The sequence below is a fragment of the Streptomyces sp. NPDC087859 genome (assembly GCF_044742595.1).
Classification (GTDB): domain Bacteria; phylum Actinomycetota; class Actinomycetes; order Streptomycetales; family Streptomycetaceae; genus Streptomyces; species Streptomyces canus_F.
The window spans coordinates 209,958-216,553 of sequence record NZ_JBIUUU010000021.1 but is presented as its reverse complement, the minus strand read 5'-3'; the positions used below and the strand labels follow the sequence as shown (position 1 = coordinate 216,553).

At 70.6% G+C, this 6,596-nt stretch carries 6 protein-coding genes; 3 read left to right on the top strand and 3 right to left on the bottom strand.

Annotated features, from left to right (window positions below; genetic code table 11):
* Both ACIOHP_RS40585 and ACIOHP_RS40580 read left to right on the top strand, forming a co-directional pair.
* On the top strand, positions 1-376 hold a 376-nt coding region (locus ACIOHP_RS40585; protein WP_401895324.1), incomplete at its 5' end, for a phosphoadenosine phosphosulfate reductase family protein.
* 2 nt (positions 377-378) lie between these two features.
* Positions 379-1,626 carry a sulfate adenylyltransferase subunit 1 gene (locus ACIOHP_RS40580; protein WP_401895322.1) on the top strand — a complete coding sequence of 416 codons (1,248 nt, stop codon included), beginning with the start codon at positions 379-381 and terminating at the stop codon, positions 1,624-1,626.
* A 20-nt stretch (positions 1,627-1,646) separates the two neighbouring features.
* Here ACIOHP_RS40580 and ACIOHP_RS40575 read toward each other — a convergent pair whose 3' ends face one another.
* Both ACIOHP_RS40575 and ACIOHP_RS40570 read right to left on the bottom strand, forming a co-directional pair.
* The gene (locus ACIOHP_RS40575; RefSeq protein ID WP_401895321.1) at positions 1,647-4,004 is read right to left on the bottom strand and encodes a bifunctional salicylyl-CoA 5-hydroxylase/oxidoreductase; all 2,358 of its coding nucleotides are present in this window, start codon (positions 4,002-4,004) and stop codon (positions 1,647-1,649) included.
* Positions 3,989-4,816: an enoyl-CoA hydratase family protein gene (locus ACIOHP_RS40570; protein ID WP_361549121.1), complete on the bottom strand. Its 828-nt coding sequence runs from the start codon at positions 4,814-4,816 to the stop codon at positions 3,989-3,991. Before ACIOHP_RS40570 ends, ACIOHP_RS40575 begins: the two co-directional genes overlap by 16 nt.
* Before the next feature lie 287 nt (positions 4,817-5,103).
* Here ACIOHP_RS40570 and ACIOHP_RS40565 point away from each other — a divergent pair, with 287 nt between their 5' ends.
* Positions 5,104-5,556 carry an ATP-binding protein gene (locus ACIOHP_RS40565; protein ID WP_361549123.1) on the top strand — a complete coding sequence of 151 codons (453 nt, stop codon included), beginning with the start codon at positions 5,104-5,106 and terminating at the stop codon, positions 5,554-5,556.
* Positions 5,557-5,562: 6 nt separating this feature from the next.
* Here ACIOHP_RS40565 and argF read toward each other — a convergent pair whose 3' ends face one another.
* The gene (argF, locus tag ACIOHP_RS40560; protein ID WP_401895318.1) at positions 5,563-6,570 is read right to left on the bottom strand and encodes an ornithine carbamoyltransferase; all 1,008 of its coding nucleotides are present in this window, start codon (positions 6,568-6,570) and stop codon (positions 5,563-5,565) included.
* Between the last annotated feature and the right edge of the window lie 26 nt (positions 6,571-6,596).

The window sequence follows — 6,596 nt, the reverse complement described above, 5'->3', positions numbered from 1 at the left end:
CGAGCACGTCCGCGTCTTCCCGCTGTCCAACTGGACCGAACTGGACGTCTGGCAGTACATCGCCCGCGAGGGCATCCAACTGCCGGAGATCTACTACGCCCACCGGCGTGAGGTCTTCCAGCGGGCCGGCATGTGGCTGACCGCCGGTGACTGGGGCGGACCCAGGGCGGACGAGACCGTCGAGAAGCGGCAGGTGCGCTACCGCACGGTCGGCGACATGTCCTGCACCGGCGCGGTGGACTCCGACGCCGACACCATCGAGAAGGTGATCGCCGAGATCGCCGCGTCCCGGCTCACCGAGCGGGGCGCGACCCGCGCCGACGACAAGATGTCCGAGGCCGCGATGGAAGACCGCAAGCGCGAAGGGTACTTCTGACCATGACCGCCACCACCGACACGGCCGGCACCACCGACATGGTCGGCGCCACCATCGACACCCTCCGTTTCGCGACGGCCGGTTCGGTCGACGACGGCAAGTCCACGCTGGTGGGCCGGCTGCTGCACGACTCCAAGTCGGTCCTCGCCGACCAACTGGAGGCCGTGGCGCACGCGTCCCGCAACCGTGGTCAGCAGACCCCGGACCTGGCGCTGCTGACGGACGGCCTGCGCGCCGAGCGCGAGCAGGGCATCACCATCGACGTCGCCTACCGCTACTTCGCCACCGCCAAGCGCCGGTTCATCCTCGCCGACACCCCCGGCCATGTGCAGTACACCCGCAACATGGTCACCGGAGCCTCCACGGCAGAGCTGACGATCATCCTCGTCGACGCCCGCAACGGCGTGGTCGAGCAGACCCGCCGCCATGCCGCCATCGCGGCTCTCCTGCGGGTCCCGCACGTGGTCCTCGCCGTCAACAAGATGGACCTCGTCGGGTACGAGGAGAAGGAGTTCGACCGTATCGTCGAGGACTTCGCCGGGCACGCGGCCGAGCTGGGCCTGCCGTCCTTCACCCCGATCCCGGTGTCGGCCCTCGTCGGCGACAACGTCGTGGACCGCTCGGCGCACATGGACTGGTTCGGGGGCCCGGCGCTCCTGGAGTTCCTGGAGAACGTGCCCGTCGGTGTCGAGGCCACGGACGCGCCGGCCCGCTTCCCGGTGCAGTACGTCATCCGCGACGGCGAAGTCCGCCACTACGCGGGCCAGTTGGTGTCGGGCGCGCTCCGGGTCGGTGACCGGGTCACGGTCCACCCCTCCGGCGAGGGCTCCGAGATCACCGGCATCGACGTGCTCGGCGTTCCGGCCGAGGCGGCGTACGCACCGCAGTCGATCGGTGTGCGACTCGCGGACCAGCGGGACGTCTCGCGCGGCGACATGATCACGGCCGGCGTCGATGTCCCGGCGCTCACGCGGGACGTCCGGGCGTCCGTCTGCCATCTGGCCGACCGTCCGCTGCGAGTCGGCGACCGGGTGCTGGTGCGGCACACGACACGGACGGTCAAGGCCATCGTCAAGGACCTCGACGGCGCTGGGGAGTTGAGCGCGAACGACCTGGGTCGCGTCACCCTGCGCACCGCCGAGCCACTGGCGCTCGACGACTACGCGCTCTCGCGGCGCACGGGCGCGTTCATCCTGATCGACCCGGCGGACGGGGTGACGCTGACGGCGGGCATGGTCGAGCTCTCGTGAGCACCCTCCCGCGCACGCCCTCAAGTCCCGAGTGTCAGGCGGGGCTTGGGGGCGTCGGTGCGTCCGGTCTGGGGGCGTCGGCTGCCCGCCCGGTACGGGGCCGGCCAGCCGACGCCGGGCCCTTCGTACCCTTGCTCGGCGGCGGCGTGCAGCGTCCAGTGCGGGTCGTAGAGGTGCGGGCGGGCGAGGGCGCACAGATCCGTACGCCCGGCCAGGATCAGGGAGTTGACATCGTCCCAGGAGGAGATCGCGCCGACCGCGATCACCGGGACGCCGGTCTCATGGCGGATGCGGTCCGCGAAGGGCGTCTGGTACGACCGCCCGTACGCGGGCCGTTCGTCCGCGACGACCTGCCCGGTCGACACGTCGACCGCATCGACGCCGTGCGCGGCGAAGGCGCGGGCGATCTCGACGGCGTCCTCGGCGGAAGTGCCGCCCTGTGCCCAGTCGGTGGCGGAGATCCGGACCGTCATGGGCCGTTCCTCCGGCCACACGCCTCGTACGGCATCGAAGACCTCGAGGGGGAACCGGAGCCGCTTCGCGAGGGTGCCGCCGTAGGCGTCGGTGCGGCGGTTGGTGAGCGGGGAGAGGAATCCGGACAGCAGGTAGCCGTGCGCGCAGTGCAGTTCGAGCAGGTCGAAGCCGGCCCGGGCGGCTCGCCAGGCGGCGGCGGTGAACTGTTCGCGCAGGTCGGTGAGTTGGGCGCGGGTGAGTTCGTGCGGGGTCTGGTTGGCGGGTCCGTACGGGATCGGGGAGGCGGCCACGACGGGCCAGTTGCCGTCGGGCAGCGGCTCGTCGATGCCCTCCCACATCAGCTTGGTCGAGCCCTTGCGGCCGCTGTGGCCGAGTTGGACGCCGATCGCGGTGCCGGGCGCCTGGGCGTGCACGAAGTCGGTGATCCGTCTCCAGGCCTCGGACTGCTTGCCGGTGTAGAGGCCGGTGCAGCCGGGGGTGATACGGCCCTCCGCGCTGACACACACCATCTCGGTCATGACCAGACCCGCGCCGCCGAGCGCCCTCGCCCCCAGGTGGACGAGGTGGAAGTCGCCGGGGAGGCCGTCGGTCGCCGAGTACATGTCCATGGGCGACACCACGACCCGGTTGCGCAGGGTCAGGCCGCGCAGCCGGAAGGGGGTGAACATCGGGGGCGTACCGGGCGGGCAGCCGAACTCGCGCTCCACGGCTCCGGTGAAGCGGGCGTCCCGCAGTCGCAGGTTGTCGTGGGTGACGCGGCGGCTGCGGGTGAGCAGGTTGAAGGCGAACTGGAGGGGCGGCTGGTCGAGATAGCGGGCGATGTTCTCGAACCACTCCAGGCTGGCGCGGGCGGCGCGCTGTGTGGAGGCGACGACGGGTTTGCGTTCCGTCTCGTAGGCGGCCAACGCCTGCTCCAGTGAGGGCTGTTCCTCCAGGCAGGCGGCCAGGGCGAGGGCGTCCTCCACCGCGAGTTTGGTGCCCGAGCCGATCGAGAAGTGCGCGGTGTGGGCGGCGTCGCCGAGGAGGACGGTGTTGCCGTGGGACCAGTGTTCGTTGACGACGGTACGGAAGGTGGTCCAGGCGGACTTGTTGGAGCGCAGCGACCTGCCGCCGAGCGCGTCCGCGAAGATCTTGGCGCAGCGTTCGACCGACTCCTGCGGGGTGACGTCGTCGAATCCGGCCGCCTGCCAGACCTCCTCCCGCATCTCGATGATCACCGTCGAGGCGGCTGCCGCGTACGGGTAGCCGTGCAGCTGCATCACGCCGTGTTCCGTCTCGGCGATCTCGAAGCGGAAGGCGTCGAAGGCGAAGTCGGCGGCGAGCCAGATGTAGCGGCAGTGGTGGGTGGTCACCTGGGGGCGGAACGCCTGGGCGTGGGTTTCGCGGGTGGTGCTGTTGACTCCGTCGGCGGCGATGACGAGGTCGTGGGTGGTCGCGAGGCCGGGTGGGGCCTCGGTGCGGAAGCGGAGGTCGACGCCGAGGTCGTGGCAGCGGGTGTGCAGGATCTCGAGGAGGCGTCTTCTGCCGAGGGCGGCGAAGCCGTGTCCTCCGGAGGTGTGGCGGGTGCCTCGGTGGACAATGTCGATGTCGTCCCAGCGGGTGAAGTCCTGTTGCAGGGCCTCGTAGACCACGGGGTCGGCGTGTTCGATGCCGCCCAGGGTTTCGTCGGAGAGGACCACGCCGAAGCCGAAGGTGTCGTCGGGGGCGTTGCGTTCCCAGACGGTGATCTCGCGGGTGGGGTCGAGGCGTTTGAGCAACGCCGCCGCGTAGAGGCCGCCGGGGCCGCCGCCGATGATCGCGACGCGTAGGGGGTGGCTGGTCGTAGTCGGCGGCTGCGGGCTCGTGGTGGCTGGTCGCGCAGTTCCCCGCGCCCCTGGGGGTGCCACGGTTACCGTCCCTGCCATTTGGGAGAGCGCTTCTCCGTGAACGCCTTGTGGAACTCCGCGTAGTCCTCGCCGTTCATCAGCAAGGCCTGCGTCGAGGCGTCCAGTTCCACACTCGCCGCCAGCGGCATGTCCAGTTCCGCCGTCAGCAGGGCCTTCGTCTGGGCGTACGCCAGGGCTGGGCCGTCGGCCAGGCGGCGGGCCAGTTTCTGGGCGGCCTCGTCCACCGCTCCCTCGTCCGTCAGTTCGCTGATCAGGCCGATGCGCTCGGCCTCGGGTGCCCGCACCGGTTCGCCGAGCATCAGCAGGCGGGTCGCGTGGCCGAGGCCCACCACCCGGGGCAGCAGGTACGCCGCGCCCATGTCGCCGCCCGACAGACCCACCCGGGTGAAGAGGAAGGCGAACCGGGCCGTGGGGTCCGCCACCCTGAAGTCCGCCGCCAGGGCCAGTACCGCCCCCGCGCCCGCCGCCACGCCGTGCACGGCCGCGATCACCGGGAACGGGCACTCCCGTACCGCCCGCACGACCTGCCCGGTCATCCGGTTGAAGTCCAGGAGCTGGGCCGTGTCCATCGACAGGGTCGCGCCGATGATCTCGTCCACGTCGCCGCCGGAGCAGAAGCCGCGGCCCTCGCCGGCCAGCACCAGGGCGCGTACCGACCGCTCCCGGGAGAGCTCGGCGAGCAGGTCGCGCAGGTCGGCGTAGGCGCCGAAGGTGAGCGCGTTGAGTTTGTCGGGGCGGGCGAGGGTCACGGTGGCGACGCCGGACGTGACCTCCACGCGCAGATGTTCCCAGCGGGTGGTGCGGGCGGCGGAGCCGGTGAAGGGACTCATGCGGTGCGGCCTCCCCAGACGAGGTGCGCTCTACCCTTCGAAGCTATCACCCATCTTTGACTGTCGTCACGAGGGCGCGATAGCACCGTATGGATGTGACCTGGACCGGTCACATCTGTCACGGCTCGTCGACAGAGCCGCTACGGCGGGAGCAGCCGTGCGAGGGAGGGCGTTGTAGGGGGTAAGCCGCCCGGTAACGGGGTCGAAGGTCCCGTACGGTGCCCGTCGGATGCCTCTGCCGGTCGGCGCCGTACCATTCATAAGGTTGAAAGCAGGACAGCCTGCTCATGAACGGAACCGCCTTGCAAGATCGCCCCGCAGCCTCCGCCTCCTGGCGCATCGCGCTGCCGCACTCCGCGGCTGCCGTGCCCGTCGCCCGCGCGCTGGTGCGCACGGCGCTGGCCGAGCTGAAGCACGGGGCCGACAGCGACACCGCTGAGCTGCTGACGGCCGAGCTGGTCGCGAACGCCGTCGAGCACACCGCCGGGGACGCCCCGATAGAGCTCGTCGTGGAACTGCTGCCCAGCGGCTGCCAGGTCGAGGTGCACGACCCGGACCCGGCACCGCCGGGCAACCTCACCCGTCCGGTCGACGTGGAGCCGGACCCCTGGCAGGAACACGGCCGGGGCCTGCTCCTGATCCGAGCCCTGAGCTCGTCCTGCGGCCACCGGCCGACGGAGTCGGGCAAGGCGGTGTGGTTCAGGCTGCCGGTGGTGCCGCCTCAGTGGCGACCCGCGTGACCCTGCTCAGGCCAGCGTCGCCACCAGCACGGCCTTGATCGTGTGCATCCGGTTCTCCGCCTCGTCGAAGACGACCGAGTGTGCCGACTCGAAGACCTCGTCGGTCACCTCGAGGGACTCCAGACCGTGGGAGTCGTATATCTCCTGGCCGACCTTGGTGCCGAGGTCATGGAAGGCCGGCAGGCAGTGCAGGAACTTGACGTCCGCGTTGCCGGTGGCGCGCAGGACGTCCATGGTCACGGCGTACGGGGCGAGGGCGGTGATCCGCTCGTCCCAGACCTCCTTGGGCTCACCCATGGAGACCCAGACGTCGGTGGCGACGAAGTCGGCGCCCACGACACCCTCCTCCAGGGACTCGGTGAGGGTGATCCGGGCCCCGCTGTCGACGGCGAGCTGACGGGCCCGTTCCACGATGTCCTGGGCGGGCCAGTAGGTCTTCGGGGCGACGATCCGGACGTCCATGCCGAGCAGGGCGCCGGTGATCAGGTAGGAGTTGCCCATGTTGAAGCGGGCATCGCCCAGGTAGGCGAAGGTGATCTCCTCGACCGGCTTGCTGCTGTGCTCGGTCATCGTCAGCACGTCGGCGAGCATCTGAGTGGGGTGCCAGTCGTCGGTGAGACCGTTGTAGACGGGCACCCCGGCGAACGCGCCGAGCGTCTCGACGGTGTCCTGAGCGTCCCCGCGGAACTCGATCGCGTCGAAGAGCCGCCCCAGCACCCGCGCGGTGTCCTTCGTGGACTCCTTCTTGCCGATGTGCGAGCCCGAGGGGTCGATGTACGTCGTGGAGGCACCCTGGTCCGCCGCCGCGACCTCGAAGGAGCAGCGCGTGCGCGTCGAGGCCTTCTCGAAGATCAGCGCGATGTTCTTCCCCCGCAGGTACTGCGTCTCGGTCCCCGCCTTCTTGGCCGCCTTCAGCTCGGCGGCCAGCTCGATCAGACCGAGGAACTCCGGCCCGGTGAAGTCGAGCTCCTTGAGGAAGTGGCGCCCGGCGAGGGCGGTCGGGACGGTCGCCATGGGGGCGCTCCAGGGATACGAGTGAC

Excerpts from the sequence above, each read along its gene's own strand:
- argF (WP_401895318.1), bottom strand. The coding sequence starts at position 6,570 with ATGGCGACCGTCCCGACCGCCCTCGCCGGGCGCCACTTCCTCAAGGAG.
- ACIOHP_RS40570 (WP_361549121.1), bottom strand. The coding sequence starts at position 4,816 with ATGAGTCCCTTCACCGGCTCCGCCGCCCGCACCACCCGCTGGGAACAT.
- ACIOHP_RS40565 (WP_361549123.1), top strand. The coding sequence starts at position 5,104 with ATGAACGGAACCGCCTTGCAAGATCGCCCCGCAGCCTCCGCCTCCTGG.
- ACIOHP_RS40580 (WP_401895322.1), top strand. The coding sequence starts at position 379 with ATGACCGCCACCACCGACACGGCCGGCACCACCGACATGGTCGGCGCC.
- ACIOHP_RS40575 (WP_401895321.1), bottom strand. The coding sequence starts at position 4,004 with ATGGCAGGGACGGTAACCGTGGCACCCCCAGGGGCGCGGGGAACTGCG.